This is a genomic window from Haloarcula sp. KBTZ06 (assembly GCF_048595605.1).
GTDB lineage: Archaea > Halobacteriota > Halobacteria > Halobacteriales > Haloarculaceae > Haloarcula > Haloarcula hispanica.
This window is the reverse complement of the sequence record NZ_CP184337.1, coordinates 287,763-311,859: the sequence shown is the minus strand read 5'-3', so window position 1 is coordinate 311,859 and position 24,097 is coordinate 287,763. Positions and strand designations below refer to the sequence as shown.

Sequence of the window (24,097 nt, the reverse complement as noted above, 5' to 3'; positions counted from 1 at the left end):
AGCTGTTTTTGCAGCGCCGTCCAGAGGATAGTCATGCGATTTGGCGTCGATGAGGCCGGGAAAGGGCCGGTTCTGGGGTCGATGTTCGCCGCCGCTGTCCGGGCCGACCCAGCGGCTCTACCCGATGGTGTCGGCGACTCGAAGGACATCAGGCCGGAGCGCCGCGAGCGACTGGCCGGCGACATCCGCGAGTCGGCCGACGCCGTCGGTGTCGCCGAGATTCCGGTCGAACGTATCGATGCCGACGGGACGGACATGAACACGCTGACCGTCGACGGGCAGGCAGAGGCGCTATCGGCAGTAGCCCGAGACGGTCTATCGGGCACAGTCGACGCCGGCGACACCGACGCGGCGCGGTTCGGTCGCCGGGTCGCGGACGCGGTCGATACTGACGTGGCGGTGACCGCGGAACACGGCGCAGACGAGACGGACCCACTGGTCGGTGCCGCCTCGATTGTCGCGAAGGTCGCCCGCGACGCACACGTCGCGGACCTAGCCGAGGAGTACGGCGATGTGGGGTCGGGCTACCCCAGCGACCCGACGACGCGGGCGTTCCTGGCGGACTACGTCGACCGCCACGGCGAGCTACCGGCGTGTGCTCGCCGCTCGTGGTCGACGTGTGACGACGTGCTGGCGGCGGCAGAACAGGCGTCGCTGGGCGACTTTTGAACGGGTACAGTTCGACAGCGAACGTGGGGTGTGTCAGTCAGAAAGCAAGAGCCGCTCAGTCCTCGTCCAGCACGAGGTTTCGCAGGATATCACCGTAGGCCGGGCGCGTCACGAGTACGCCGATGAGGACGCCCACGATGGTGATAATGGCGAACCCGGAAAGGTCCCCGAGTGGTAGGACCATCAGCGGACTCATCGCCATGATGGTCGTCGCCGCGGCCGCGCCGATGACCCAGAACGCCTTGCGGAAGCGGCTCTGGAACACGCGTCCCGTCTCGACCTCTCCCTGCTGGAGAATCTCGTCAGCGATGATAATGAGGTCGTCCACCCCCGTGCCGATAACCGCAATGAACCCGGCCAGATGCGAGAGGTTCAGCGGATACTGGACGAAGGCGACGAACCCGAGGAGGATGAACACCTCCGACAGCGCCGTGACGACCATCGGGACGACGACCTCAACCCGTTTGTATCGCACGTAGACCACGAGACTGACTGCGAGGACAGCCAGCAATCCGGTCAACAGCGAATTCTGCTTGAACCGCTCTGCAAGCGCCGGGTCGAGCGACGAGCCGGAGTCTTCAGAGAGGTCGAGCGGCGCCGGAAGCTGTCCAGCACGAAGGTTCAGCTCGATTTTATTGGCCGTCTCAGCGGGGTTTTCCGAGCTTCCAGTTTGCATCACGTACACAGGGTCGTTGGCGAACTCGCCACTGGCGAAGCTCTCGCCGAGGCCCGGCGTCACACCCCGGGCTGTGACAACCTCACCGTTTAACGTATGGACCAGACAGCCAGGTTCGTCGTTTGCGAGTGCTGGGTCTGCCGACCCACCGGCAGTCGTTTGCTGAATATCCGAATGGTTGTAGTTTCCACACGGAGCCCCGTCGCCGAACCCGGCATCGACCATTCGTTGTGAGAACTCGTCGGCGGCATCCGGGCTGACTGTGATGTACACAGCCCAACCGACGCCTTCCCTGTCCGCAGCCGAGATATCACTCATCTGAGACCGCTTGAGCACTTCTTCGCGGACGAAGGTCCCGTTTTCACCGCCGGGATACACGGCGTATATTTTGACGGTCCCGCGCTCGTTCAGCAGGTCGACGAGCTCTTCTCGGTCCCGGTCTGGGGCAGTAATACTGACGAAGTGTTGGCCACCGGGAACGTTGACGATCTGGACTGACGCACCGCTGAGCGCTGATGTCCGGAGTTTCTCGTCAACAGCTTCGACCATCTGTTGACGCGTCTCCTGGGTCACGCCGTCACGTACGGTAGTCGGCTGATACCCGTTGTTCTCGAGTGCCGTTCGGAGTTCTTGATGCGTGACGTTCTTTGTAACGACCTCCACAGCCCCTGTGCTTCGCTCGGAGGTGATAGGTCGGACTCGGACGTCTACCGTGTCGAGGTCAAGTTCGTCGGCCACTGTTTGCTCAAGCTGTGTCGAATCCGCCTGTGTCACGTTGACGTTCTCGGCAGTGATGCCGACGATAGGGGCGCGAAGTCGGGTTCCGCCACTGAGCTGAATACCGTAGTTGAGGTTTGTCAACTGTTCGGCTTCGCCCGCTTCTGGGGCAGATTCGTCGGTCGGTCCATCGGCACTCGTTCCCGGCGGGACACCGGGAACGAATAGCGCGATAGCACTGGTCAGGAGAAGCACGACCAGTAGAGCGACTCGCCAATTTTCTCGAAGAGTACTCATCGGTTTACCCCCTCATATTTGTACCAGCGAAGCAGCGTAACGTTGAGTAAATACGTATTCATTAGGTCTGCCGTCAGTCCGAGAACCAGTATCAGACCGATATCGGCCATCAGGCCAATCCCGAATAGTGTCGCTGTGACCGCCATCACGGTCATCGCTGCAATAGACGTTAATGTCATCGTCACACCGGTTCGCATCGCACGGTACGTCGATTCGTAAAACCCGCCTGAACGTCTGAGAACATGGTTATTCAACAGAATATCCGAGTCGACAGAGTACCCGATCAGCATGAGGAACGCTGCGACGATTCCCAGTGAAAGCTTGATTCCAAGGAGGTTCATTATCGCGAGCGGAATCATGATGTCGGAAAACGCCGAAATAACAATGGCGATACTCGGGACGAATGTACGGAAGAAGGCGAAGGCGAGCAGGCTCATCCCGAGGAACGCAACTCCGACACCGATGACTGCGAGACGCTGGTTTTGCCCGCCAAACAGCGGCGATGTCGTTCCGCTCCCCAACAGCGTCAGTTCCTCTGCCGACTGGGCAGCGGACCGAACCGAAGACACGTTGGCCGAATTATCGAACGTGACGACATATTGATTCTCGTAGGTGGATTCCGAAGTCGTCGTGATACCCTGCACCGAAACAACCGGCTCATCGAATGTGGCTTTGATGTCTTCGTTTGTGAGCGTCGCGTTTGTCCCTATCGTTAATTCCGTCCCGCCAGTAAAGTCGATGCCCCGGTCGACTGGTGCCCCGGTGACAGCCCACCAGCCACCGATGACCGCGAGCGAGAGCGCAAGCACCACCAGCGGAACCGCCACCAGCTGGCGGTTCGAATACTGGGTGTAATCGACTTCCGGGACCTCGAACTCGAACATGACGGAACGGTGTGAGACGGGGGCGAATAAGCCTTCTCAATCACTGCCGCTGACATCCGCCGTGCCGTACATCTATGGCAGTTTATCACGTATATCCGACTATGCCCGAGAGCGCAACCAGGGTCGAACTTTCCTATCCGGCGGACCTCAGCGGCTGGGGTCGCGACAAAATCGACGGCTCGCCGTTCCGCGCGTACCTCCGGAAGACACACGACACCGCCGCGCCGGGCGACGTGTGGACGGAGTTCGTCGGTGTCGGCTGCTGTGGCGACACGCTAGATTTCCCGCTCCGGGTCGAATCCGTCGACGGCGGCTCCGCGGTGACCGAAGACACCGCGTTCGTCTACACCGAGCGCGAGGCCTGCGGGGTCGCCGGCGGCTGGCAGGTCCAGAGCGCCGCCGGACCGACCGAATAGGAAACTGGAGCGGACGAGAGTACGCGTCAGTCCGGCAGGTAGCGCACACTGACGACGCCCTCTGCCGTCCGAACCTCGACGCGGTCGACGCCGAGCCTGGCCGCCCGCGAGAGGGTGGCCTCGTCGTCGACGACATCCGCCGCCGCCTCGTCCGTCTCGTTGTCCGGAACCGTCAGGACGTGAACCTCGCCCTCGCCGGCGCGTTCGACCGTCGTTAGCTCGCCGGGGGCCTGTTCGGCCGCGATTTCGGTCGTCTGCGCCGTCGGCGCGAGGTCGACCGTCTCGACGGGAATGCGTCGCCGCTCGGCGACTTCAGTGACGGTGTACGTGACCTCCATCGGCGGCTCCGGCTCGACTGTCCCCTCCACGACCTCGCCGGCCTCGACGCCGGGGTTGTCCGACAGTGTCAGCACTTGCGAGTCCGCGACGTTCCGAAGCGTCGCCGACGCGTCATCAGCATTCGTGACCAGAAATGTCCCTTCAATGGCTGTCATAGAGATACGTTCGGCACGGGCGTTCTTGCCCGTTTCGACCCGGGGACGGGCTGGAGTGGTATGCCGTAAGAGTGGACAGCCGTGGACTGGCGGTGCTACTTCAACAGTCGGTGAGTCAGATATATCCCCAGCGTCGCGAGCATCGGCGGGACGACGCCGGCAATCGGCGGCAACGAGTAGAAGAAGCCGACGACAGCGCTCTGTGTCGGCTCTCGAAGCTCCGCCGGAGCGGAGGTCAACAGCGCGAGGTATATCGACCCGATGAACAGAAACGCCGAAAGGGCGAGGGCGCGGTCGTAGGCGACCGAGGATGCGGTCCGTCGATGGCGGCGCGCGACGGAGAGCACTGGAGCCAGCAGCGGCGCGACGAGCAACAGCCCGACGAACAGGAAGAAGCTCCGCGAAAAGGTGAACGTTCCGCCGCGGACGCTCCCGGTTTCGGCGAGTTGCGTTATCAATCCGAACGAGAACACGAGCGTAATCGCCACAGACAGCAACAGCGCAACCGGGACGTAGGCTTTGAACAGCAGCGAGTCGCTGGCCCGGAACGCGTATGGGAACGCACCCGGCAGGCCGTTGTACGGTTCGGGCCGGTCGTCGTCGGCGTCGGCTGTGACGGACTGCTCTGCCGTCGCGTCTGTCATGCCGATGGGTTAGGCGAGCGCGTGGTTAAGCGCGGTGTTGTCTGGCCAGCGGTGACAACGGAGCCACGTCTGCTGCCATGCCGTCCGGGAGTTGTTTGTACCCGCCCATCGACACCCCCAGTATGTACGTCGATATCGGAGCCGCGCTTGCCAGTGCCGCCGACCCGGGCGTCGAGCGGGCGACACTTGACGACCTGGACGAGCGGGTGGCCGCGGCCCACGAGCAAATCGAGCAGGGACGGGAGGAGGGCGAGTTCGGCTACGCGTCGCTGAACCTCCCCGAAGCAACCGACGCCGAGACCATCCGCGACGCCGTCGCGCCAGTCGCCGACGCCGAGTCAGTCATCACCGTCGGTATCGGTGGCTCCGCGCTGGGGGCGAAAACCATCACGGAGGCACTGGCAGAGGACCCGGGCAGTCACGTCGTGCTGGACAACGTCGACCCGGAGCACGTCCGGCGGACGCTCGACGGCCTCTCCCTCGCCGACACAGCCATCAACGTCGTCTCGCGTTCTGGGACGACGGCGGAGACGCTGGCGAACTTCCTCGTCGTCCGCGAGGCCTACGAGGACCGGGGCGTCGACTGGACCGAGCGCATCGTCGTGACCACGGGCGAGTCCGGCCCGCTCCGGGCGCTCGCTGACCAGCACGACCTGCCGACGCTGCCGGTCCCCGAGGGCGTCCCCGGCCGCTTCAGCGCGCTCTCGGCGGTCGGGCTCGTCCCGCCAGCCATCCTCGGCATCGACATCGAGGGGCTGCTTGCCGGCGGTCAGCAGGCGGCTGACGACCTCGCGCCGTCGCTGTATGACTCGCCGGCCTACGCCTACGGCGCGATGGCCTACGCACTCGAAGAGGAGGGCGCGAAAGTCAACGCATTCATGCCCTACGCCGAGCGGCTGGAGTCCTTCGGCGAGTGGTTCGCACAGCTCTGGGCCGAGAGCCTGGGCAAGGACGGGCGGGGCCAGACGCCGGCGCGGGCGCTGGGCGCGACCGACCAGCACTCCCAGCTCCAGCTGTACCGCGCCGGCCACCGCGACAAGGTCGTCACGTTCGTCCGACCGCGCGAGCGCGCCGACGTGGCGATTCCCGACCCGGACCACGATGACCTCTCGTATCTCGCCGGAACCGACCTCGGCGGCCTCATCGACGCCGAGTACGAAGCGACGGTGGCGAGCCTGCCGGCGGCTGACCGGCCGGCGCTGGAAGTAGAGATCGACCGACTCGACGCAGAGAGCGTCGGCGAACTGCTGTACGCGATGGAGGCGGCCTGCGTCCTCGTCGGCGAACTCGCGGACGTGGAGACATTCACCCAGCCGGCCGTCGAGTGGGGCAAAAACGCCACGCGGGCGCTCATCCGCGGCGAAACGACGGACGAGACGGCGGTTATCGACGAGCGCGAGCGGCTGCGGATCGGCGAAACGGAGTCCCTTTAGGCCGGCGCAACGGACTGCCGATAATGGACGACACTGCCGCGAACTGGGGTGTTCTCGCCGCTGGCCTCGGTCTCGTCGTACTCGTCGCCACGGAAACCGGCGTCGTTAGCTGGATGACACCGGCGACGACGGTCGGCCCGGTCACCGCCCGACAGATAGCCGTCGCCGGCTTCGTCGTCGCGGCGCTCGCCTTCTCACTCGTCCGTCACGGCGCACTCGACCGCCGACAGGCGGGCCTGGGCGCGACGGGCGCAAGCGTCGTCGCAACGCTCGCGACGCTCGTCGCCTTCTTCGGACCGGAGTTCCGTACCGGCGTCGAAGCGACCGTCGGAATCGCCGTGTATCTCACGGTGCTGGCCGGCTGCGTGACGATTGCGCTGGGTTGGGCGCTGGCGTCCGACGTGCCGAACGACCGGCTGTACACGGTCGCCAGAGCGCTCTCGGTCGCGACAGGAATCGGGCTGGCCGGCTTCCTCGTGGGCACGCTGTTCGCCCAGTTCGTCGTGCTCGGAGCCGCGGCCGCAGGGCTTGTCAGCGCCGCGGCGCTCGACGGCGGAACCGTCACCGGCCCAGTGTACATCACGCTCACTATCGGTATCGGCGTCGGTTTCGTTGGTTTCGGGGCGGCCGTCGCCAACCGGCTAGACCGGACCTGGGCTGATCTCGATTTGCGGCGACCCAGTCTCCGCGACGTTGGCTACGGCGTCGGCGGCGTCGTCGTCCTCATGGTCGCGCTGTTTGGCTTCAGTTACCTCATTCAGGCGCTCGGACTCGAAGCGGCTCGGAGCAGCGTCGAAGAGCTAGCCAACAGAGACCCGTCGTTCCTGCTTGTGATGGTGCCGCTGGCGTTTCTCACTATCGCGCCGAGCGAGGAGTTCATCTACCGAAACATCATCCAGAAGTACCTCTACGACGATTTCAGTGATCTGCAGGCGATTATACTCACGAGCGCCGTCTTCGGCGTCGTCCACTTCGGACAGTACGCCGCTGGCACGCCGACACAGACCGCCCTCTCGCTGTTACTGGTGTTCGTCCTGTCGACGCTGCTGGGCCTCAGCTATCTCAAGACCGAGAACCTGCTCGTCCCGATCTTCATCCACGGGGCGTTCAACGCCATCCAGTTTCTCACATTGTACATCGAGATTACAGGAAATCCGGCAGTTTGAGCCGTCTGACTGCTGTCTGACGGGTATTTATGCGAACTACCGTTGTAGGCGATGGCATGGCTCGGCGGTTCACCATCGTCTGTGATGACGACCAAGCGCGGATCATCGAAACGCTTGCGCGGCGCTACGGCATCACAGAGGAGGAAGTGCTTTCACAGTTGGTCGAGCTCGGACTCGAAGCCCGGGACGAACAGACCGTCTAAGCCGGGTTCTTCCGCGATAGTGAGCTGCCACAGATGGGACAGCGGTCGCGGTTCTCGTCGAACTCACGGCCGCAGCCGGCACACTGGAACAGCCAGTCCCGCTGTTCGGTGATACCGTCGCGGGCGATTACCTCGACGCTCACGTCGAGTTTCTCCGCGACGTTCTGCATCGCGTAGTCGTCTGTGACGAGTCGACTGTCGAGTTCGAACGCGGCCGCGATCAGCCGGATGTCGGTTTCCGAGAGTTCCGCGAGGTCACCGGTTTCGCTGGCAGCGCGCTCGATGCGCTCGACGGTGTTGTCCTCGGGAATGTGGAGGTGCATGCCCGAGCCTTCGAGGGCGTCGAAGCGATAGGCGGCCTCGTCTTCCAGTTCCTCTCTGACGAGCGGAATCGTTGCGATCTGCTCGTCGGTGTGATACTCGTTGATAAATGCCGAGGAGTCAAGAACGTACATCTAGCGTTTGACGATCATGTGGTCTTTCACCGCCTTGACCCGCTCAACCGGGACAAGCAGGCGGCCCTGGTCACTGTACTCGAAGTTCGTGTTGCGGAGCGACTCCGCAGGGTCGATAACGAGGTTGTGCAGCGCGCCCGACGAAAAGTCCATCGTGATGTTGTAGAGACTGCCGATCTCCGCGCCGTCAGTCCCCATCACGTCTTTCCCCGACAGGTTTTCTGCGAGTATTGCAGCCATACCCCCTTGTTCCGAACGAGGTTACATAAACGCCACGGGGATGTCCGACAGGTGAGCGGCGATGGGGACGGATGGATACCAGTATCGGCGGCCATGGTGCCGTCCTCGACCGTCCCACGCCCCGGAACATCTACAGCGAGCCACAACCCTATGCGAGAGGCGGCCGATGGGGACGTATGGACAGTAACAGGCGGCAGTTTCTCGGGGGCCTCGCGGCCGCCGTCATCGGTACCGTGGCAGGCTGTAGTGGCGACGGAACACCGTCACCGACAGCCACCGCCACAGAAGTGCCGACTCGAACCGCGACGGCAACTGAAACGGCGACACCGACTCCGACTGAGTCGCCGACACCGACTGCTACGGCCGCCCCGACCGAGACAGCGACGCCCACGCCGACCGGAACGCCGGTGGACGCCGAACAGGAGGTCGCCGTCGCGCCGGGAAGCTTCAGTTTCGCTCCGGAAACCTTCGAGGTCCCGGCCGGTAGCACCGTTCTGTGGGTCTGGAAGGCCGGCGGCCACAACGTCAAACCGACCGCGACGCCGGAAGACAGCGACTGGTCGGGGACGCCCGGCGACGATGGGACGACGTACAGTTCGGGCTACGAGTACGCCTATCGGTTCGAGGTCCCCGGCGAGTACGAGTACCACTGCGTCCCCCACCAGAGCGTCGGCATGACGGGGTCGTTCACTGTAACCGAGTGACGCCCGCTTAGCCCTACGTTCGGTCGCGCGCGTCTGATGACGACGAACTTAACTGCCACCGACGACTCGGTTCTGACAACTTCTGGAGCCATCTATGTCTGACACGGACCCCACCACAGCCACCGACGACACCCTGCGGACGCCCATCGTCGCCGTTTTGGGCCACGTCGACCACGGGAAGACGAGCCTGCTCGACAAGATCCGCGGTTCGGCCGTCACCGCCGGCGAATCGGGCGCGATTACGCAGCACATCGGCGCGACAGCCGTCCCGCTGGACGTGATTTCCGAAATCGCCGGTGACCTGGTCGACCCGACTGACTTCGACCTGCCCGGCCTGCTGTTCATCGACACACCGGGCCACCACTCCTTCTCGACGCTTCGCTCCCGGGGCGGCGCGCTCGCCGACATTGCCATCCTCGTCGTCGACGTCAACGACGGCTTCCAGCCACAGACGCTGGAGGCCATCGACATCCTCAAGCGAACCCAGACGCCGTTTATCGTCGCCGCGAACAAGATTGACACCGTCCCCGGCTGGAACCCCAACGAGGGACAGCCGGTCCAGCAGACGATGGACGCCCAGTCCGACCGCGTCCAGTCCGACCTCAACGAGAAGCTGTACGAGATCATCGGCGAACTCTCGGACAACGGCTTCTCGGCGGACATGTACTGGCGCGTCCAGAACTTCCAGGCTAACATCGGCGTCGTGCCGGTCTCGGCCGAAACCAGCGAGGGCATCCCCGACCTGCTGACGGTGATGATGGGGCTGTCCCAGCGGTACATGAAAGAGGAGATGGAGATCGACACCAGCGGTCCCGGTGTCGGGACCGTCCTCGAAGTGAAAGACACCCAGGGCTTCGGGACGACGCTCGACGCCATCATCTACGACGGGACCATCCGCAACGACGACACCATCGTGGTCGGCGGCCTTCAAGGGCCAATTGTCACTGACGTCCGCGCGCTGCTCCGGCCACGCCCGCTCGAAGAGATCCGGACCGAACAGGAGTTCGAACAGGTCGAGCAGGTCGCCGCCGCCGACGGCGTCAAGATCGCCGCGCCGGACCTCGGCGACGCGATGGCCGGTGCGCCGATCCGCGTCATCCGCGACCGCGACCGCAGCGAGGTCATCGCCGAGGTGGAGGAGGAACTCGCCGAGATCGAGGTGACGACCCAAGAAGAAGGGGTCGTCATCAAGGCCGACACGCTGGGCTCGCTGGAGGCGCTTTCAAGCACCCTCGAAGAGGAAGAGATCCCCGTCATGCGCGCCGAGGTCGGCGCGGTCGCACCGCGGGACGTGCGAGTCGCCGAAACGGCCGGCGAGCCGACCAATCAGGCGATTCTGGCCTTCAGCGTCGAAGTGCTCGACGACGCTCGGGACCTCGCCGAACAGGAGGACGTGGAGCTGTTCGAGGACGACGTCATCTACCAGCTCGTCGAGTCCTACGACGACCACGTCACCGCCATCGAGGAGGCCCAGCAGGAGCAGATTCTGGAGAACATCACCCGCCCGGCGAAGTTCCGGATTCTGCAGGACCACACCTTCCGCCAGTCCGACCCCGCCGTCGTCGGCGTCGAAATCCTCTCAGGTGAACTCCGTCGGAACGTCAACGTCGTCAGGTGGGAGAACGGCGAGGCAAACCGCGTCGGGACCCTCAAAACGATTCAGGACGAGGGCGAAGACGTCGACTCGGCCCGCGCCGGCGAGCGCATGGCCGTCTCGATTCAGGGGCCGACCGTCGGCCGCCAGGTCGAGGAAGGCGACGACCTCTGGGTGGAGATACCGGAGAAACACGCGAAGATTCTCGAACAGGAACTCAAGGAAGACATCTCCGTCGACGAACGCGAGGCGCTGTCGATGTATCTGGAGAAACACCGGAATCGCGACCCCTTCTGGGGCAAATAGGCGGTACTCGGTGCGCTGTTTGCGCGAGTAATAATATTTAATTAGGAGGCGTGTCTCCATACAGACACGAATGCCTGGGTCCCTGTCGATGCCTGACCTCGTGCTTGCCAGCATCGCCCTCTCGATGCTACTGGCGTCGCTCGGTGCCGTCGTCACCTCGCTTAGTTTCGTCACGGCGCTGAGTGCCGGCAGCCTCCCAGCGACCGGCTCCATCGGCTACGCGCTGTTTTATGACCCGCCGGTCACCAGCGGCGGTCGGGCTTGATATCAGCGACTACGCGTCACCACGACTGTGCTGCAGAAAACTGAGAGCAGCGACTGTTACTGCGCCGTCGGCGAGGTGTCGTCGCCCATCACTTGCTTGACCTGCAGGGCGGCGGAGGCGGCGATGCCCTGCGCGAGGTCGTCGCGTTCGGCGTCGGAGATGCTCGCACTCTCCGGGTCCTCGGGCGTGTAGTCGGCGCTGACGACCGATCCGACGGGCGGCTGGACCGCGATTGTGGCCCGCGGTCCAGTCGTGCTGTTGCTGATCTCCGAGCCGACGACGAACTCGCCGGGCAGGAGTTCGCGGGTCCGGGCGGCGACGCTCGAGAGGTCCCGGCGGAGCTCCTCGCGCTGTTCCGCGGTCAGCGTCACTTCTTCCGTCTCCCCACCAAACGACGTATTACCGTACATGAACGTTCTCTGTCTCTATGGGGGGGAAGACTAAAAACCCAGGGTCGAACACAGTTCTGACCGGAACCGTCGGTGCAACGCCGCTTACACGACGGGGTGGCTCTCGCCGTAGGTGGCGAGCACGACGGCGCTGGCGTATTGGGCATCGTCAGTCGCCGACTCGACGTACACGTTCTCCTCGACGAACTCCCAATCCCGGAGGTCCCGGCCGGCGGCCAGTCCTTCGCGGATTTCCATCCGGACCGCGTCCTCGCTGGTGCCGTCGACCTCGTAGAAGATGCCCGGCCCGTCCTCGCTGCGGGCCCAGCCGATACCAGCGGCCACGCTCTCACCGGGCTCGGCTGTCGCCGAGGACTGGACGACCTCTAGCGCTTCGCCGGGCGGCCCCAGATCCGGTGCCGTCCCTGTCACCTCGATAGCCGGCTCGGTAGGAATGACCGACGAGAGCGAGATGAGGTTGTAGTTGTGGACGCCCGCCTCGGCGAGTGCCGCGTCGTACGCGGCCAGTGCGGTCGGGCCGGTCGCAGTCCCCCACACGACCCGGATGGTACTCATAGGCGATTCTCGACGGTCCGCGGGGTAAGGGGTTTCGCTTCGTTATGCCGGAACGAGTCTGTAGCACATTCCCGGTCGGTTCGGGTCGCCCTCGGCCGCACGCTCCGCGTAGTAGATGGCGTCGGCGGTCACCAGCGGAGCACTCGTCACATGGCCGCGGTTGTCGGTGGTCCAGGCCACTGCACCGGTGTCCCGCTCCAGCGCGTACAGTCGCCCGTCGTAGGACCCGACGAGGACGTGGTCTCGGGTGGCGACAACGCTCCCGATAATCCACCCGCCAGTGTCGTAGCGCCACTGCTCCTCGCCGCTTTCGAGGTCGAGCGCGTACACCCGGTCGTCGTGGCTGCCGACGTAGACGGTGCCGTCGTGGACCGCCGGCGCACACATCACGTCGGCGTCGGCCTCGAAGGTCCACTGCTCCGAGCCGTCGGTCACGTCGACGGCGGTGACCGTCTCGGCCCACGACGGCACGATAGCGGTCCCGTCAGCGACGGCGACGGGGGCTTTCACGTCGCCGCCGGTGTCATAGCGCCACACCTGTTCCAGGCCCGGGAACGACCACGCGTAGCAGTAGCCGTCGTTCGAGCCAAACAGCAGACGACCGTGTTCGCGGTCCAGCGCCACCGTCGAGTGCGGATGGTCGGTCGGTCGACTGTCGCGCCACTGCACGTCGCCGGTGGCGGCGTTGACAGCGACGACGCTCCCGCTCGGAGCCGCGTGCTCGACAGCGACGTACAGCGACCCGTTGTAGTAGGTCGGACTCGCGCCGATGGCATCACCGAGTTCCGTCCGCCAGCGCCGCTTTCCGGTTTCGAGGTCCAGCGCCGACAGCGCGCCGTCGTAGGCCCCGATGTAGACGGTGTCGTTGGCGATAGCCGGCGTGCCGTGGCTCCCGCGCGTCGCCTGCGTGATGGTCGTCGCCCACTGGACCTCGCCATCAGGTGCGATGGCCCGCACGCGGCCGGTATCGTCGGCCAGAATCAGGTCGCCAGTCGGTGCCAGCGCGGGACTCCCCTTTGCCGCGGTGTGGTCCCCGCGGTTGGCCGGGAGTTCCCAGGCCCGCTCGACAGCGTCCGGAACCGATACGTCCTGATACCCCTGGTTCAGGAGCCCCTGCCGGAACTGTGTGGCGGCGTGTTCGTCAAGCGCCGTCGATGCGAGCGGATCGAACTGTGATTGACACCCCGCAACTGACCCGACCATCGTCGCCGCGAGCGTCCCCAGAAACGCCCGCCGCGTCCGTCCGCGCTCTGTCACGGGCGCTGATACCGGGCGGGGTGGCTTAAATCGCGTGGGGACGGGAGGCAGTCACGATAAGAACGGAAACGACCGAACACAGTTATCGCAGAATAGACAATGAGAATCGGTGCGGTTAGCATACCGCGGCCGAATGGCCGCGGTTTCCCCGGCCGCGAGCAGCGTGAGCGGCCGGCTTTTTTCGCCCACGTTTTTCAAGGAGCCTTCCACAGCGCGCTCTACGAGCGCGCGAGGAAAGGCGACGCTGAAAAAGGTGGTTGTTACGCGAACGCGACGGGGACGCTGCTGGCGTCGTCGTCGGCTTCAATCTTCTCGTAGGCGTCGTGGAGGTCGGACTGCTGGACCGTCGTCCGGCCGTCGCGGATGGCAAACATCCCGGCCTCTGTCGCCAGCGAGGCCAGTTCCGCGCCGGAGAGGCCGTCGGTCTCGGTGGCAAACGCGCCAAGGTCCACGTCGTCATCGAGGTTCATTTCCTGGGTGTGGATCTCGAGGATGCGCTCGCGGCCCTCGACGTCGGGGTTCGGGACTTCGATGAGGCGGTCGAAGCGGCCGGGGCGGAGGATGGCCCGGTCGAGCATGTCGAAGCGGTTCGTCGCGGCGATGATGCGGATCTCGCCGCGCTCGTCGAAGCCGTCCATCTCCGAAAGCAGTTGCATCATCGTCCGCTGGACCTCGGCGTCGCCGGAGGTCTTCGACTCCGTTCGCTTGGCTGCGATGGCGTCGATCTCGTCGATGAAGATGATAGCCGGTTCGCGCTCGGCGGCAAGCTCGAACAGGTCTCGGACCAGTCGCGCGCCCTCACCAATGAACTTCCGGACCAGTTCGGAGCCGGCCATCTTGATGAACGTCGCGTCGGTCTCGTTGGCGACGGCCTTCGCCAGCATCGTTTTCCCGGTGCCGGGCGGGCCGTGTAGCAGGACACCGCTTGGCGGTTCGATACCGACCTCACGGAACTGTTCGGCGTTGACGAGCGGTTCCTCGACGGCCTCTCGGACCTCACGGATCTGTTCTTCGAGGCCGCCGATGTCCGAGTAGGAAACGTCCGGCGAGCCATCGACCTGCATCGCCTGTGCGCGGGCGTCGGTTTCGGGATCGAGGATCTGTTTGACGCCGAAAGAGTCGTTGATGGCGACGCGGTCACCGGCCTCAAGGCCGTCACGGATGGACGGCGAGACTTCCGTCAGCACTTCCTGATTGTTGCCGTGCTGTTTGACGACGACGCCGTCGTCGGTCAGCTCCTCGGCTGTCGCGATGTACAGCGACGAGGTTTTGAGCGTCTCGTTTTCCCGTTCGAGCTGGTCGACCTCGTCCGTGAGATCGTGCTGCCGGTCACGGGCGGCGTCCAGTTGCTCAGTCAGCTGTTCGTTGACCTGTACTATCTCTTTGAAATGTTCCCGGAGTGCCTCCAGGCGCTCGTCAGGCGTCATATCGGGATCAAGTTCCAACCGTGGTCGTTCCGGAAGCGAGGGACTGCGCGACATTTGGATGGTCGGTACTATACGGTTGAGACACAAAGTGCCTTCGGGTCACAGGGGGTGAAACAGTTATCCGTGTCGAGACGGGGCTGTAGCGTTCGGTTAGACCGGTGGCTCGAACAGCCAGACAGGCACCGGATAGCTACTGGCCGCCCTACAGCAGCTCGGCGAACTCGTCGAGGTACTCGCTGTACGTCGAGAGGGCGGACTCGACGGGGTCAGGACTGGCCATGTCGACGCCGGCGTCGCGAAGCAGCTCCAGCGGGTACTGCCGCGACCCGCTCCGGAGGAAGTCGACGTACCGCTGGGCGGCGGGTTCGCCCTCATCGAGGATGCCGTCGACGAGTGCGACGGCCGCCGAAATCCCGGTCGCGTACTGGTAGACGTAGAACGCCCGGTAGAAGTGCGGGATGCGCATCCACTCGCGGGCGATGCGGTCGTCCAGCACCGCCGGCTCGTAGTAGTCGCCTTTCAGGTCCCGATAGAGGTCGTCCAGGCGGTCGGGGGTCAGCGGCTCGCCGGCCTCGGACATCTCGTGGGTGCGGTGCTCGAACTCGGCGAACATCGTCTGGCGGTACAGCGTCGACCGGAACCGCTCGAGGTACTCGTTGAGGATATGTCGGCGCAGGCGTTCGTCCTCGACGGTATCCAGCAGGTGGTGGGTCAGCAACGTCTCGTTGACGGTGCTCGCGACCTCGGCGACGAATATCTCGTAGCCGGAGTAGACGTAGGGCTGTTCCTCGCTGGTGTACTCCGAGTGCATCGAGTGGCCGAGTTCGTGGGCCAGCGTGTACATCGACTCCACGTCGTCCTGGTAGTTCATCAGGATGAACGGCTGGGAGTCGTAGGTCCCGCCGGAGTACGCGCCGGACTGCTTGTGCTCGGTCTCGTAGACGTCGACCCACCGCGAGTCCAGCCCGTCGGCGAGCCGGGACTGGTAGTCATCGCCCAGCGGCGCGACGGCCTCGGTGACGTACTCGCAGGCCTGTTCGTACTCGATTTCGGGGGATTCCTCCTGGACGAGCGGGACGTAGAGGTCCCACATCCGGAGTTCGTCGGCCCCGATTGACTGGCGCTTGAGGTCGGCATGGCGATGGAGCGTGTCGAGGTTATCGTGGACGGTGTCGACGAGCGTATCGTACACCTCGACGGGGACGTTCGGGCCGTCCAGTGCTGCCTCGCGAGCGGTGTCGTAGTCCCGGGCGTTGGCCATCTTCACGTCCGTTTTGACGGCGTTCTTGTAGGCCGTGCCGACCGCGTTTCGGACCGTCTCCCACTCGTCGTAGAACGCCCTGTAGACGCGCTGGCGGAACTCCCGGTCGGGGTGTTTCTGCAGCGTCGTGAAGTTGTTGAGCGTGATCGGCTGCTGGTCGCCGTCGGGGTCCTCGACGGTCGGGAACTCCATGTCGGCGTTGGCCAGCATGTTGTACACCTCGCCGGGCGCGCCGGTGACCTCACCGAGTTCCGCAAGGAGATTCTCGACCTCGGCCGAGCGAGTGTGGTCTTTCATCCGGAGCACGTCGTCGAAGTAATGCTCGTAGGGCTCCAGCCCCGGTTCCGCGTCGAGCATCGCCTCGATATCGTCGTAGTCCAACTCCTGCAGTTCCGGGTCGAGGAACGAGGCAGCCGAACTGGCCTCGGATGAGAGGGACTGCGAGCGGGCAGTCAGCGCCTGGTACGTGTCGTCTGTCGTGTCCTCGTCCCGGCGCATCCGGGCGTAGGCGGCGACGTTCGACACCGTCCGCATCAGTTCCTCGTAGGTCTCAAGGGTTTCTAACAGCGTCGCAGCGTCCTCGGTGGCCCGTCCTTCGTAGGCGGACAGGTCCTCGATCAGTTCCTCCGCCTCCTCGTAGGCGGCTTCCCAATCCTCGTCGCTGGCGTAGAGGGAGTCGAGGTCCCACTTGTACGCCTCGTCGATGTCGCTCCGTGCGGGTACCGAACTCATAGCCCGCTCTTGGGACGGGGCCGAAGTAAGCCTTCGTTTCAGCGACGAGGGACTACAGCCCGTCGGTTATGTGGTCGGCGACTCGCGCTGTCGTGCGGGCTTCGGTGCGTCGGTGTTCGAAGACCGCCCGTGCGTCCGCAGCGGCGTCCTCGTCCCGAGAAAAAGTCACATTCGGGTAACGGACGTCGGTCAGCACCAGCGGTTCGGGCGGGGCCGGCGGGACGCCGTCGGGGCCGCTGGCGGACTCCGTCGAGAGGATACGGTCGACCTTCGACAGCTGGGCGGAGCCGTCCGCGACAGCCGCCGCGAGCGAGACGAGCCGACGAACCAGCTGGCGGCAGAACCCGCCGGCCGTGAGCCGAACGACGAGGAACTGGCCGTCTCGCGTCCAGTCGATGTCCACCGTGCGCTCAGTGCCGGTGTCGTCGGACGTGAGATTGTGGAAGTCGTGGCTCCCGGCGAGTGCGTCGACGGCCTCGCCCCACCGCTCGTCGTTGACCGGTTCGCGTCCGAGTCGGTCTGCGTCCGTCGGCGCGTACAGGTAGTAGGTGTAGGTGCGTTCGGTGGCGTCGTGGGTCGCATGGAAGCCCTCGGAGACATCGACACTGGCCCACACACGGATGTCGTCCGGAAGTTCGCCGTTGAATGCCGCCGGTGAGAGCCACGCCGGCGCGTCGAAGGCGACTGTCTGTGCCCGCGCGGACACACCGGCGTCAGTCCGACCAGCGGCCGCGTAGCACTCGGGCAAGCCGTCGCCGCGCTCGCAGACGCCGAGGCGGACGAGCGCCGAGCGCAGTCGCCCCTCGACAGTGTCGACGTCGGGCTGGCGCTGGAACCCGTGATACGGTCGGCCGTCGTAGGCCACGCGATAGGCGCGCATACCGATTTGTCGACTGCGAGCCACTTGTCTCACCCGAATCTCAGTCGCTGGGAAGGATAGACGAACTTAGGCATGCTGAGAACAAAGGTGGGAGTATGTCCAACGCCGCCGCGGCGGATCACGACTTCCCCCGCCCGCCCGAAACGTTCACCGACAACGACGGGCGGACGGTGACAATCGAGGCCTATGACGGCGCCATCGACCCGCTGGTGGAGATGTATGTTGACTTCGGGCCCGACTCCCGGTCACAGGGCGTCCCACCCCGGACGGAAGCGGACATCCGCGACTGGCTGCCGAATCTCGTCGAAGACGGCCTGAACGTCGTCGCTTGGCACGAGGAGCAATCCGTCGGCCACGCCGTCCTCGTCCCCTATCAGGACACCTCGGAACTGGCGATTTTCGTCCATCCGGACTACCAGCACGCCGGGATCGGCTCACAGCTCATCCGCGTGCTGCTTGGCTACGGCCAGGAGAACGGCCTCGAACGGGTCTGGCTCTCCGTCTCGAACACCAACCACGTCGCACGAGCGCTGTACGAGTCGGTCGGCTTCGAGACGATCGCCAAAGAGCGCGTGGAAATGGAGATGGAACGGGCGCTCTGACCGGGAAATTCACGAACAGCCGCACACAGCGACAAGTAGCGGCTACGCGAAGGCGGAGTTATGGACCCCCCTCGCATCCAGAGACACTGACCTGCACGGCGTGTGACACGGCAATCGAGGGCGTGGGCTACCTGCTGGCGACCGAGCGGGACGGCACTTATCACCGGCTGGTCGACGCGGTGATCTGTGGCGCCTATGGCTTCAACGACCTCGGAATGACCGGCTGTGCGCCCGAACTCGACGACGTGGTCGATCCGGGCCCGGACGATGCGCTTCTGCACGTTCGCCTGACCGACAGTGATCTCGAGGTCGTTAGCTCGAAGGAGTGAGGCCGCAAGTGCCTCGGCTGCACACGCACCCGCGGTACGGCCAGATGGCGATGACTCGCCAGTTCACTCGGTTTCGAGGCTGACTTCCCTGTCGGCCTCACCGGTCGTGTTCTCTGCCTCGCTGGTCGCTGAGAGCGATTCGGTCTCCAGCAGGCGGTCCAGCCGCCGCTCGAACTCGCTGTCTGTCAGTTCACCGCGGGCGTAGCGCTCTCGGAGGTGATCGACCGGGTCCACCGTCGGTTCCGTTGCGTTGGGTGCATCGGTTTCATCCTGGGCTGTCTCGTCTTCCGGGGACTCGATCATCGGTAGTTTCGAACCCAGAAGGGCGACGAGCGGGGCCAGAATGAACCAGCCGAGGATGATCGACACCGGTGCAATCGACCCGCCAAGGCCGGCCGCACCTGCGAGCATAGCAAGGCCCGTCGACAGTATCGCGATGGTCGCGACGAGCTTCCACCTCGGGAGGGCGATGGAGGGGAGCTGCATGTCGACTACTCGACACGGTGGTCGCAAAAAGCTACTGTCGCGGACCGATGGCTCGGCCGCGTTACTCCGCGAAGTTCTCGAACGTCGGCCGGTCGTGGTCGCCCGGGAACGCCGAGAGCGGGACGCTGATCTGCTCGCCGTCGTCCATCTCCTTGAGCGTCACCTCGTCGTTTTCGAGGTCCTGCTCGCCGACGATGACGACCGTCTCGGCGTTGATGCCGTCTGCGTAGCCCATCTGCGCGCCGAAGGAGCGGTCGGCGACGTCGCTCTCGACGACGTGGCCGCGCTCGCGCAGGTCGCGAGCGATGCGGGCCGCGGTCGGGCGCGTGTCGCCGACCTGCAGGACGTAGTAATCCGTCGATAGCTCCTCGGCGGGCCAGACGCCGGCGCGCTGGCAGAGCAACTGAAGGGTGGCGTGGCCGGGCGCGAAGCCGACGGCCGGCGTCGGCTGGCCGCCGAAGCCCTCGATGAGATCGTCGTAGCGGCCGCCGCCAAACACCGAGCGGGACACCTCGCCCGTCGAATCGAAGCACTCGAAGACGACGCCGGTGTAGTAGTCCAGCCCGCGCGCGGTCGTCAACGAGACGGTGAGGTGCTCGCGGACGCCGAAGTCCTCGGCGGCGTCGAGCACCGCCTGAAGATTGTCAGTCGCCGCGCGGACGTCCTCGGAGCCGGTGAGGTCCGCGAGCGTTTCGATTTCCTCGGCATCGATCTGCAGCATCTCGTCGAATTTGTCGGCCTGCCCGTAGTTGAGCCCCGCCTCGACGAGCGCGTCAAGGTAGTCGTCGTGGTCGACTTTCGCCCGCTTGTCGACTGCGCGAATCGCTTCGGGCACGTCCACGTCGGCCCCGAAGGACTCCAGCACGCCCGCGAGGATGTCCCGGTGGGAGACGCGGATTTCGAAATCCTCGGCGGTGAGCCCGAGGTCGGTGAGCATGTCCACGGCGACGGCCAGAATCTCGGCGTCGGCCGTCGGCTCCGCCGACCCGAAGATGTCGACGTTGGTCTGGTAGAACTCACGGAACCGCCCCTGCTGGGGCTCCTCGTAGCGCCAGAACGGTCGCGTCGAAACCCACTTGATCGGCTTCGAGAGTTCCTGTTGCTTGGCGACGAACATCCGCGCGACGGTCGGCGTCAGCTCCGGCGTGAGCGCGACCTCGCGCCCGCCCTTGTCCTCGAAGCTGTACAGCTCCTCGACGATCTCCTCGCCGCTCTTGTCGACGTACATCTCGGTCGGTTCCAGCGCCGGCGTGCCGATCCCCCGGAAGCCGTAGCGCTGTGCGACGTCTTCCAGCGTGTCCATGGCCCACCGCCGAGCCTGCATCTCCTCGGGGTAGAAATCACGAAAGCCCTTGACGGAGTCGTACATACCCGCGTCTACAGCGAGGGCGCGCTTGAACCTGTTCGTTCACGCTGACCGTGACCAACGAACCGTGCCCAGTAAAGACTCACTAAAACAGGGGCTCGCTGCTGCTTTCGACAGTAGTCCGTCCGTGACAGACGGGCGTGGCCGGCACGCGCTGGCGTCAAAAGGGCTAGTGGCCGGCTACACGGGGAACGGTCCGTGTTAGAGAGGGGACAACAAAGACGCGGTCTATCGAGGGTGGCCCTATGGGATGGGCAAGGCATCGGTGGACGCCGCGCGGGGTGAGACAGTGACACAGCGATTCGAGACGGGGGTTCGAGCACTCGACCGGAAGCTCGACGGCGGCATTCCGACAGGGAGCCTCGTCACGCTGCTCGCCGAACCGGCGAGCCAGGCGGAGCTGTTTCTCTCCGAGTTCGTCGCCCAGCAGGAGACGGTGTATCTCTCCGGCGAACAGGCACCGACAACAGTCACGTCGGCGCTGCGGTCCCAGCGGGGGACGTACGACGACCTCGCAGTCAGCCAACTGGACCGCAAAGCCCCGATCAGCGACGCGCTCGCCCACGTCGAGGGAGTCACGGAGGAGTCGCTCCTCGTCGTCGATCCGGTCGAACCACTTGAGCGCGCCGACATGGGGGAGTTTCGGGCCTTCCTCGAAACGCTGCAATCCAGACTCACACAGACCGACAGCGTTGCGGTTCTGTACGCGCTCAAACACGGCTCCACGCCGTCACAGCGCCACCGGACAGAGTACACGAGCGACATCGTGTTCGATCTCGAAACGAAGCGAAACGACGACGCCATCGAAAACAGGCTCTTCGTCCCGAAGTTCCGCGGGGGCCGAGCGCTCACCGAACCGATATTCCTCGACCTCACCGACCGGATCAACGTGGACACCAGCCGGGACATCGCCTGATCCGACGAACGCACGCGCAGGACCGAACCGCTGACGGCTACCGCAGGCCCCGCACGCGTGACTGCGTGTGCTCGGGGAACACGTCGGTCACGGCACCCTCGCCGTAGCGCTCCCGCAGGAGCGCGCGGAGTTCGACCTCGTAGTCGGCCTTCGGAATCTCGGCGCTGGGGCCGCTCTCGACCACGAGTCGGTTTGCAGCCATCGCGTCGATAGCCCCGCGGCCGATGCCAGCAAGCGGCGCGAGGTAGTCCACGCCGAAGCGGTCCTCGACGCTCTGGGCGAGCGGGCGCTCGATGGTCGGGACCCGGTCGTCGCGTCGGGTGCCGTCAGCCACGGCGTCGAACGTGTCGATGCCGTCGGTGTCGGCGATCCAGTCACCGCGGGCGACGGTTTCGACGGCGTGCTCGTGGACCTGCTGGATGCCGTTGCGCGGGTAGCCGTCGTCGTACATCTGCTCAACGGTGTCGTGGGCCACGTCCGGATCTAGATCGACCGTCGCGTGGTCGAAGCCGACGGCCGACGCACCCTCCCGAGCGGGGGCAGTGTCACAGACGCCGAAGGAGCCGCTGACGAGCGTCACGTCATAAAAGGAGTCGAGCAAGAGCGCCGCCAGCGTCGAGTCCTTGCCCCCGCTGTACAACAGGGCACAGCGCATCTACCGGCGCTTGATGTCGAAGCTCTTGGAGTCGGGCGTCAGCTCCGAGAGGAGCTCCTTCATCTGGTCCTCGTCGATCCGGCCCTGCACGCGGCCGCTCTGGGCCAGCGCGACGACCTGCTGTTCGATCTGCTCCCCGACCTGCGGTTTCGACATCTTGACCGTGTTGAGCCGCTTGCGTGCGCCGTCGGTGAGGTTCTGCTTGAGGACTGCCTGCTTCTGGGCGTCGGCCTGCTGCTTGGCCGCCTCCTGCGCCTCGCCCTCGTCGCCCTGCTGTTCCTTGAGCTGCTCCATCTTCTGTTTCCGAAGTTCTTCGAGCTCCTCCTCGCTGGGGTCGCCACTCATAGTTGTATTAGAGTACTGGAGTCGGTCGGAAAACGATTTCGGAGCAGGAGCTACGGGCCGGCTGAAAAACAGCGAGAAAGGCGTCAGTTACGCGTAGCGTTCGAGCTCCGGACGGTCGAGTTCCGTCAGGAGGTCGCCTGCGGTGTCGTCGAGGAGACTGCGGCCTTCGCCGGTGACACGGCGGCCGTCGTTCTCACTGGTCTCGACGTAGCCGGCGTCTTCGAGCTGCTGGAGCGCCGTTCGGATGATGTTGCCCGAGCCCTTGGTCTTCCGGTGGGGCCGGACGCGGTAGCGGGTCGTCCCCTGCTTCGAGGTGCCGTACTCGGAGCGGAGGGCGTTGACGCCGACGGGACCGTCGACGGCGACCTTCCGGAGGAGGCTGGCCGCTCGTCGTGCCCAGAAGTCCTCCTGCTCGGGTGGGAGTTCGCGGTCGACACCGGTCTTGGTGTACTCGGCCCAGTCCGGGGCTTCGATATCGTCTTCGTCTGCGAGCGTCTCCGTGAGTGCCTCGATGAGTTCCTCGGGGGGAACGTCGTAGAGTGTAGCCATTGCAGATTCCTTTCCGTCGCCGTCATTTAAACGCGTCGTTCGCAGTCGGCGGGCGTGAACCGTTCACTCGCCCATAGGGCAGTGATGCTCTCTCCCGTCGGGAACCGTGAGTGTCACTCCTCGGACGCGGCCCGGTCGACACTGAGCGCGGCAGCGACGCCGCCGCCGATAACCGTCGGCAGCAGGTAGCTCCCGACGCGGTGGATCAGCACCGCAGAGGTGGCGAGGGCGGCCGAAATCGGGGCCGTCGAGACCAGCAGCGTCACGAGTACCGTCTCGATAGCGCCCGACCCGCCGGGAAGCGGGACGACGCTGGCGATGCTCCCGACAGGGACGACAAGCAGGACGACCTCGACCGGGACTGGTGCCCCAACGGCGTACAGCGACGTCCACAGCGACGCCGACAGGCAGACCCAGCCAAAGGCCGAGAGCCCGAAGGTCTGGAGGACTGTCCGCCGGTCCGTCGCGATGCGTTCGATGGCCGAAAAGAACCCCTCGATTCGCGTCTCGATGTTTTTGGCGGACGGCGGGGACCACCGGGGAACGACCTTCGACACCGCGGCGAGGGCGGGTGCGACACCGCGAACGACCGCCGCCTGAATGCGGTCCCGGTGTCGCCAGCCCAGGACGGCGGCGATGGGGATGCCGACCGCGAGCACCGCGACAGCACCGGCGGCAAACGCCAGGTTTCGGGTCAACTGGACCGCTCCAGCGGCGACGAACGTGAAGCCGACGATGGCATACCCGACCGACGGCAGGAAGTGGACCGTGTCGACGGTAGCAATAGCCGCCAGCCCGGTCTCGTACTCGGTGTCGGCGGCTGTCGATATCAACAGCGCGCTCACGGGCTCGCCGCCGGCCTGGCCGAAGGGCGTGACGTTGTTCGAGAACACGGCGGCGACGAACACGAGAACGGCTGTGTGTGGCGCAACCGGTGCGTCAAGCGCTCGGAGGACCGTCCACAGCGCCAGCCCCCACGAGACGAGCCAGAGCATGGCGATGCCCGCGACAGCGAGAAGCGCCCACGGGTCCGCCGTGGTGAGCGCATCCAGCGTCTCGTCGATGCCGACAAACCACACCAGCCCCCCAAGGACGGCCAGTGCTGCCGCGAACCCGACGACCGTCGCCATCCGGTTCCCATCCATGTGGATGGGATTGGCAGTC

General features: G+C 65.0%; 29 protein-coding genes. 11 read left to right on the top strand and 18 right to left on the bottom strand.

The window, feature by feature from the left end; translation table 11 throughout:
* Nucleotides 1-33 precede the first annotated feature (33 nt).
* Nucleotides 34-669 carry a ribonuclease HII gene (rnhB, locus tag ACNO8S_RS01670; protein ID WP_420182375.1) on the top strand — a complete coding sequence of 212 codons (636 nt, stop codon included), beginning with the start codon at nucleotides 34-36 and terminating at the stop codon, nucleotides 667-669.
* Nucleotides 670-724: 55 nt separating this feature from the next.
* Here rnhB and ACNO8S_RS01665 read toward each other — a convergent pair whose 3' ends face one another.
* Complete coding sequence (locus tag ACNO8S_RS01665; RefSeq protein WP_129755985.1) at nucleotides 725-2,359, bottom strand: preprotein translocase subunit SecD; 1,635 nt, start codon at nucleotides 2,357-2,359, stop codon at nucleotides 725-727.
* Nucleotides 2,356-3,243, bottom strand: coding sequence for a protein translocase subunit SecF (gene secF, locus ACNO8S_RS01660; protein WP_014039448.1), 888 nt, complete (start codon nucleotides 3,241-3,243; stop codon nucleotides 2,356-2,358). The genes ACNO8S_RS01665 and secF overlap by 4 nt, the downstream gene beginning before the upstream one ends.
* Before the next feature lie 101 nt (nucleotides 3,244-3,344).
* Here secF and ACNO8S_RS01655 point away from each other — a divergent pair, with 101 nt between their 5' ends.
* The gene (locus ACNO8S_RS01655; protein WP_420182374.1) at nucleotides 3,345-3,659 is read left to right on the top strand and encodes a hypothetical protein; all 315 of its coding nucleotides are present in this window, start codon (nucleotides 3,345-3,347) and stop codon (nucleotides 3,657-3,659) included.
* Between the two features lie 26 nt (nucleotides 3,660-3,685).
* Here the strand turns inward: ACNO8S_RS01655 and ACNO8S_RS01650 are convergent, their stop codons facing one another.
* Together ACNO8S_RS01650 and ACNO8S_RS01645 are read right to left on the bottom strand one after the other, a co-directional pair.
* Nucleotides 3,686-4,153 carry a DUF5812 family protein gene (locus ACNO8S_RS01650; RefSeq protein WP_420182373.1) on the bottom strand — a complete coding sequence of 156 codons (468 nt, stop codon included), beginning with the start codon at nucleotides 4,151-4,153 and terminating at the stop codon, nucleotides 3,686-3,688.
* A gap of 95 nt (nucleotides 4,154-4,248) precedes the next feature.
* Complete coding sequence (locus ACNO8S_RS01645) at nucleotides 4,249-4,797, bottom strand: hypothetical protein (protein WP_050007796.1); 549 nt, start codon at nucleotides 4,795-4,797, stop codon at nucleotides 4,249-4,251.
* 122 nt (nucleotides 4,798-4,919) lie between these two features.
* Between ACNO8S_RS01645 and ACNO8S_RS01640 the strand changes: the two genes are divergently transcribed.
* The 3 genes from ACNO8S_RS01640 to ACNO8S_RS01630 are packed head-to-tail and all read left to right on the top strand — an operon-like array spanning nucleotide 4,920 to nucleotide 7,599.
* Nucleotides 4,920-6,230 (top strand): glucose-6-phosphate isomerase, encoded by a 1,311-nt coding sequence (locus ACNO8S_RS01640; RefSeq protein ID WP_420182372.1) that lies wholly within the window; start codon nucleotides 4,920-4,922, stop codon nucleotides 6,228-6,230.
* A 23-nt stretch (nucleotides 6,231-6,253) separates the two neighbouring features.
* The gene (locus ACNO8S_RS01635) at nucleotides 6,254-7,396 is read left to right on the top strand and encodes a CPBP family intramembrane glutamic endopeptidase (protein WP_050037512.1); all 1,143 of its coding nucleotides are present in this window, start codon (nucleotides 6,254-6,256) and stop codon (nucleotides 7,394-7,396) included.
* Nucleotides 7,397-7,452: 56 nt separating this feature from the next.
* Nucleotides 7,453-7,599 carry a CopG family transcriptional regulator gene (locus ACNO8S_RS01630; RefSeq protein WP_050007795.1) on the top strand — a complete coding sequence of 49 codons (147 nt, stop codon included), beginning with the start codon at nucleotides 7,453-7,455 and terminating at the stop codon, nucleotides 7,597-7,599.
* Here the strand turns inward: ACNO8S_RS01630 and ACNO8S_RS01625 are convergent.
* A complete protein-coding gene (locus ACNO8S_RS01625; RefSeq protein ID WP_014039441.1) occupies nucleotides 7,596-8,054 on the bottom strand; it encodes an NOB1 family endonuclease in 459 nt (152 codons plus the stop codon). The genes ACNO8S_RS01630 and ACNO8S_RS01625 overlap by 4 nt on opposite strands.
* Complete coding sequence (locus ACNO8S_RS01620; protein WP_004518435.1) at nucleotides 8,055-8,294, bottom strand: PRC-barrel domain-containing protein; 240 nt, start codon at nucleotides 8,292-8,294, stop codon at nucleotides 8,055-8,057.
* Nucleotides 8,295-8,470: 176 nt separating this feature from the next.
* On the opposite strand from ACNO8S_RS01620, the gene ACNO8S_RS01615 reads away from it, so the two are divergent.
* The 3 genes from ACNO8S_RS01615 (at nucleotide 8,471) to ACNO8S_RS01605 (ending at nucleotide 11,163) form a co-directional block, all read left to right on the top strand.
* On the top strand, nucleotides 8,471-8,998 hold the full coding sequence (locus ACNO8S_RS01615; RefSeq protein WP_420182371.1) for a plastocyanin/azurin family copper-binding protein: 528 nt from the start codon (nucleotides 8,471-8,473) through the stop codon (nucleotides 8,996-8,998).
* A 94-nt stretch (nucleotides 8,999-9,092) separates the two neighbouring features.
* A complete protein-coding gene (gene infB / locus ACNO8S_RS01610; RefSeq protein ID WP_058990875.1) occupies nucleotides 9,093-10,898 on the top strand; it encodes a translation initiation factor IF-2 in 1,806 nt (601 codons plus the stop codon).
* 70 nt (nucleotides 10,899-10,968) lie between these two features.
* Nucleotides 10,969-11,163 (top strand): hypothetical protein, encoded by a 195-nt coding sequence (locus ACNO8S_RS01605; RefSeq protein WP_050037510.1) that lies wholly within the window; start codon nucleotides 10,969-10,971, stop codon nucleotides 11,161-11,163.
* A 56-nt stretch (nucleotides 11,164-11,219) separates the two neighbouring features.
* On the opposite strand, the gene ACNO8S_RS01600 is transcribed toward ACNO8S_RS01605, so the two are convergent.
* The 6 genes from ACNO8S_RS01600 to truA form a co-directional block, all read right to left on the bottom strand.
* A complete protein-coding gene (locus ACNO8S_RS01600; protein ID WP_004518427.1) occupies nucleotides 11,220-11,573 on the bottom strand; it encodes a DUF5811 family protein in 354 nt (117 codons plus the stop codon).
* Nucleotides 11,574-11,657: 84 nt separating this feature from the next.
* Entirely contained in the window at nucleotides 11,658-12,128 is a 471-nt protein-coding gene (locus ACNO8S_RS01595; RefSeq protein ID WP_014039437.1) for a pyruvoyl-dependent arginine decarboxylase, read from the bottom strand.
* A gap of 42 nt (nucleotides 12,129-12,170) precedes the next feature.
* Entirely contained in the window at nucleotides 12,171-13,385 is a 1,215-nt protein-coding gene (locus ACNO8S_RS01590; protein WP_146417985.1) for a PQQ-binding-like beta-propeller repeat protein, read from the bottom strand.
* Between the two features lie 260 nt (nucleotides 13,386-13,645).
* Nucleotides 13,646-14,866 (bottom strand): proteasome-activating nucleotidase Pan2, encoded by a 1,221-nt coding sequence (gene pan2 / locus ACNO8S_RS01585; protein ID WP_420182370.1) that lies wholly within the window; start codon nucleotides 14,864-14,866, stop codon nucleotides 13,646-13,648.
* A gap of 148 nt (nucleotides 14,867-15,014) precedes the next feature.
* On the bottom strand, nucleotides 15,015-16,805 hold the full coding sequence (pepF, locus tag ACNO8S_RS01580) for an oligoendopeptidase F (RefSeq protein WP_191449660.1): 1,791 nt from the start codon (nucleotides 16,803-16,805) through the stop codon (nucleotides 15,015-15,017).
* A gap of 52 nt (nucleotides 16,806-16,857) precedes the next feature.
* Nucleotides 16,858-17,685 carry a tRNA pseudouridine(38-40) synthase TruA gene (truA, locus tag ACNO8S_RS01575; RefSeq protein ID WP_191449659.1) on the bottom strand — a complete coding sequence of 276 codons (828 nt, stop codon included), beginning with the start codon at nucleotides 17,683-17,685 and terminating at the stop codon, nucleotides 16,858-16,860.
* 95 nt (nucleotides 17,686-17,780) lie between these two features.
* Between truA and ACNO8S_RS01570 the strand changes: the two genes are divergently transcribed.
* Together ACNO8S_RS01570 and ACNO8S_RS01565 are read left to right on the top strand one after the other, a co-directional pair.
* Nucleotides 17,781-18,287 carry a GNAT family N-acetyltransferase gene (locus ACNO8S_RS01570; protein ID WP_014039432.1) on the top strand — a complete coding sequence of 169 codons (507 nt, stop codon included), beginning with the start codon at nucleotides 17,781-17,783 and terminating at the stop codon, nucleotides 18,285-18,287.
* A gap of 122 nt (nucleotides 18,288-18,409) precedes the next feature.
* Nucleotides 18,410-18,616 carry a hypothetical protein gene (locus ACNO8S_RS01565; RefSeq protein ID WP_014039431.1) on the top strand — a complete coding sequence of 69 codons (207 nt, stop codon included), beginning with the start codon at nucleotides 18,410-18,412 and terminating at the stop codon, nucleotides 18,614-18,616.
* Between the two features lie 63 nt (nucleotides 18,617-18,679).
* On the opposite strand, the gene ACNO8S_RS01560 is transcribed toward ACNO8S_RS01565, so the two are convergent.
* On the bottom strand, nucleotides 18,680-19,102 hold the full coding sequence (locus ACNO8S_RS01560) for an SHOCT domain-containing protein (RefSeq protein WP_014039430.1): 423 nt from the start codon (nucleotides 19,100-19,102) through the stop codon (nucleotides 18,680-18,682).
* Nucleotides 19,103-19,163: 61 nt separating this feature from the next.
* Nucleotides 19,164-20,471: a histidine--tRNA ligase gene (gene hisS, locus ACNO8S_RS01555; RefSeq protein ID WP_420182369.1), complete on the bottom strand. Its 1,308-nt coding sequence runs from the start codon at nucleotides 20,469-20,471 to the stop codon at nucleotides 19,164-19,166.
* 247 nt (nucleotides 20,472-20,718) lie between these two features.
* On the opposite strand from hisS, the gene ACNO8S_RS01550 reads away from it, so the two are divergent.
* Nucleotides 20,719-21,384, top strand: coding sequence for an RAD55 family ATPase (locus ACNO8S_RS01550; RefSeq protein WP_014039428.1), 666 nt, complete (start codon nucleotides 20,719-20,721; stop codon nucleotides 21,382-21,384).
* Between the two features lie 37 nt (nucleotides 21,385-21,421).
* On the opposite strand, the gene ACNO8S_RS01545 is transcribed toward ACNO8S_RS01550, so the two are convergent.
* From ACNO8S_RS01545 to ACNO8S_RS01530, 4 genes are all read right to left on the bottom strand, one after another.
* The gene (locus tag ACNO8S_RS01545; RefSeq protein WP_420182368.1) at nucleotides 21,422-22,039 is read right to left on the bottom strand and encodes a DUF7411 family protein; all 618 of its coding nucleotides are present in this window, start codon (nucleotides 22,037-22,039) and stop codon (nucleotides 21,422-21,424) included.
* The gene (locus tag ACNO8S_RS01540) at nucleotides 22,040-22,384 is read right to left on the bottom strand and encodes a DNA-binding protein (RefSeq protein ID WP_014039426.1); all 345 of its coding nucleotides are present in this window, start codon (nucleotides 22,382-22,384) and stop codon (nucleotides 22,040-22,042) included. It abuts the gene before it with no gap.
* Between the two features lie 87 nt (nucleotides 22,385-22,471).
* Nucleotides 22,472-22,933 (bottom strand): 30S ribosomal protein S19e, encoded by a 462-nt coding sequence (locus tag ACNO8S_RS01535; RefSeq protein ID WP_050007718.1) that lies wholly within the window; start codon nucleotides 22,931-22,933, stop codon nucleotides 22,472-22,474.
* A 113-nt stretch (nucleotides 22,934-23,046) separates the two neighbouring features.
* Complete coding sequence (locus ACNO8S_RS01530) at nucleotides 23,047-24,078, bottom strand: lysylphosphatidylglycerol synthase transmembrane domain-containing protein (RefSeq protein WP_064287374.1); 1,032 nt, start codon at nucleotides 24,076-24,078, stop codon at nucleotides 23,047-23,049.
* Between the last annotated feature and the right edge of the window lie 19 nt (nucleotides 24,079-24,097).

What these genes read in the sequence shown, in the direction of transcription:
- ACNO8S_RS01640 (WP_420182372.1), top strand. Translation starts at nt 4,920, where the DNA reads ATGTACGTCGATATCGGAGCCGCGCTTGCCAGTGCCGCCGACCCGGGC.
- truA (WP_191449659.1), bottom strand. Translation starts at nt 17,685, where the DNA reads ATGCGCGCCTATCGCGTGGCCTACGACGGCCGACCGTATCACGGGTTC.
- ACNO8S_RS01605 (WP_050037510.1), top strand. Translation starts at nt 10,969, where the DNA reads ATGCCTGGGTCCCTGTCGATGCCTGACCTCGTGCTTGCCAGCATCGCC.
- ACNO8S_RS01545 (WP_420182368.1), bottom strand. Translation starts at nt 22,039, where the DNA reads ATGCGCTGTGCCCTGTTGTACAGCGGGGGCAAGGACTCGACGCTGGCG.
- ACNO8S_RS01600 (WP_004518427.1), bottom strand. Translation starts at nt 11,573, where the DNA reads ATGTACGGTAATACGTCGTTTGGTGGGGAGACGGAAGAAGTGACGCTG.
- ACNO8S_RS01550 (WP_014039428.1), top strand. Translation starts at nt 20,719, where the DNA reads ATGGGCAAGGCATCGGTGGACGCCGCGCGGGGTGAGACAGTGACACAG.
- ACNO8S_RS01630 (WP_050007795.1), top strand. Translation starts at nt 7,453, where the DNA reads ATGGCTCGGCGGTTCACCATCGTCTGTGATGACGACCAAGCGCGGATC.
- infB (WP_058990875.1), top strand. Translation starts at nt 9,093, where the DNA reads ATGTCTGACACGGACCCCACCACAGCCACCGACGACACCCTGCGGACG.
- ACNO8S_RS01535 (WP_050007718.1), bottom strand. Translation starts at nt 22,933, where the DNA reads ATGGCTACACTCTACGACGTTCCCCCCGAGGAACTCATCGAGGCACTC.
- secF (WP_014039448.1), bottom strand. Translation starts at nt 3,243, where the DNA reads ATGTTCGAGTTCGAGGTCCCGGAAGTCGATTACACCCAGTATTCGAAC.
- ACNO8S_RS01645 (WP_050007796.1), bottom strand. Translation starts at nt 4,797, where the DNA reads ATGACAGACGCGACGGCAGAGCAGTCCGTCACAGCCGACGCCGACGAC.
- ACNO8S_RS01655 (WP_420182374.1), top strand. Translation starts at nt 3,345, where the DNA reads ATGCCCGAGAGCGCAACCAGGGTCGAACTTTCCTATCCGGCGGACCTC.
- ACNO8S_RS01650 (WP_420182373.1), bottom strand. Translation starts at nt 4,153, where the DNA reads ATGACAGCCATTGAAGGGACATTTCTGGTCACGAATGCTGATGACGCG.
- ACNO8S_RS01620 (WP_004518435.1), bottom strand. Translation starts at nt 8,294, where the DNA reads ATGGCTGCAATACTCGCAGAAAACCTGTCGGGGAAAGACGTGATGGGG.
- ACNO8S_RS01665 (WP_129755985.1), bottom strand. Translation starts at nt 2,359, where the DNA reads ATGAGTACTCTTCGAGAAAATTGGCGAGTCGCTCTACTGGTCGTGCTT.
- ACNO8S_RS01625 (WP_014039441.1), bottom strand. Translation starts at nt 8,054, where the DNA reads ATGTACGTTCTTGACTCCTCGGCATTTATCAACGAGTATCACACCGAC.
- ACNO8S_RS01635 (WP_050037512.1), top strand. Translation starts at nt 6,254, where the DNA reads ATGGACGACACTGCCGCGAACTGGGGTGTTCTCGCCGCTGGCCTCGGT.
- ACNO8S_RS01615 (WP_420182371.1), top strand. Translation starts at nt 8,471, where the DNA reads ATGGACAGTAACAGGCGGCAGTTTCTCGGGGGCCTCGCGGCCGCCGTC.
- hisS (WP_420182369.1), bottom strand. Translation starts at nt 20,471, where the DNA reads ATGTACGACTCCGTCAAGGGCTTTCGTGATTTCTACCCCGAGGAGATG.
- rnhB (WP_420182375.1), top strand. Translation starts at nt 34, where the DNA reads ATGCGATTTGGCGTCGATGAGGCCGGGAAAGGGCCGGTTCTGGGGTCG.
- pan2 (WP_420182370.1), bottom strand. Translation starts at nt 14,866, where the DNA reads ATGTCGCGCAGTCCCTCGCTTCCGGAACGACCACGGTTGGAACTTGAT.
- ACNO8S_RS01530 (WP_064287374.1), bottom strand. Translation starts at nt 24,078, where the DNA reads ATGGATGGGAACCGGATGGCGACGGTCGTCGGGTTCGCGGCAGCACTG.
- pepF (WP_191449660.1), bottom strand. Translation starts at nt 16,805, where the DNA reads ATGAGTTCGGTACCCGCACGGAGCGACATCGACGAGGCGTACAAGTGG.
- ACNO8S_RS01595 (WP_014039437.1), bottom strand. Translation starts at nt 12,128, where the DNA reads ATGAGTACCATCCGGGTCGTGTGGGGGACTGCGACCGGCCCGACCGCA.
- ACNO8S_RS01570 (WP_014039432.1), top strand. Translation starts at nt 17,781, where the DNA reads ATGTCCAACGCCGCCGCGGCGGATCACGACTTCCCCCGCCCGCCCGAA.
- ACNO8S_RS01540 (WP_014039426.1), bottom strand. Translation starts at nt 22,384, where the DNA reads ATGAGTGGCGACCCCAGCGAGGAGGAGCTCGAAGAACTTCGGAAACAG.
- ACNO8S_RS01560 (WP_014039430.1), bottom strand. Translation starts at nt 19,102, where the DNA reads ATGCAGCTCCCCTCCATCGCCCTCCCGAGGTGGAAGCTCGTCGCGACC.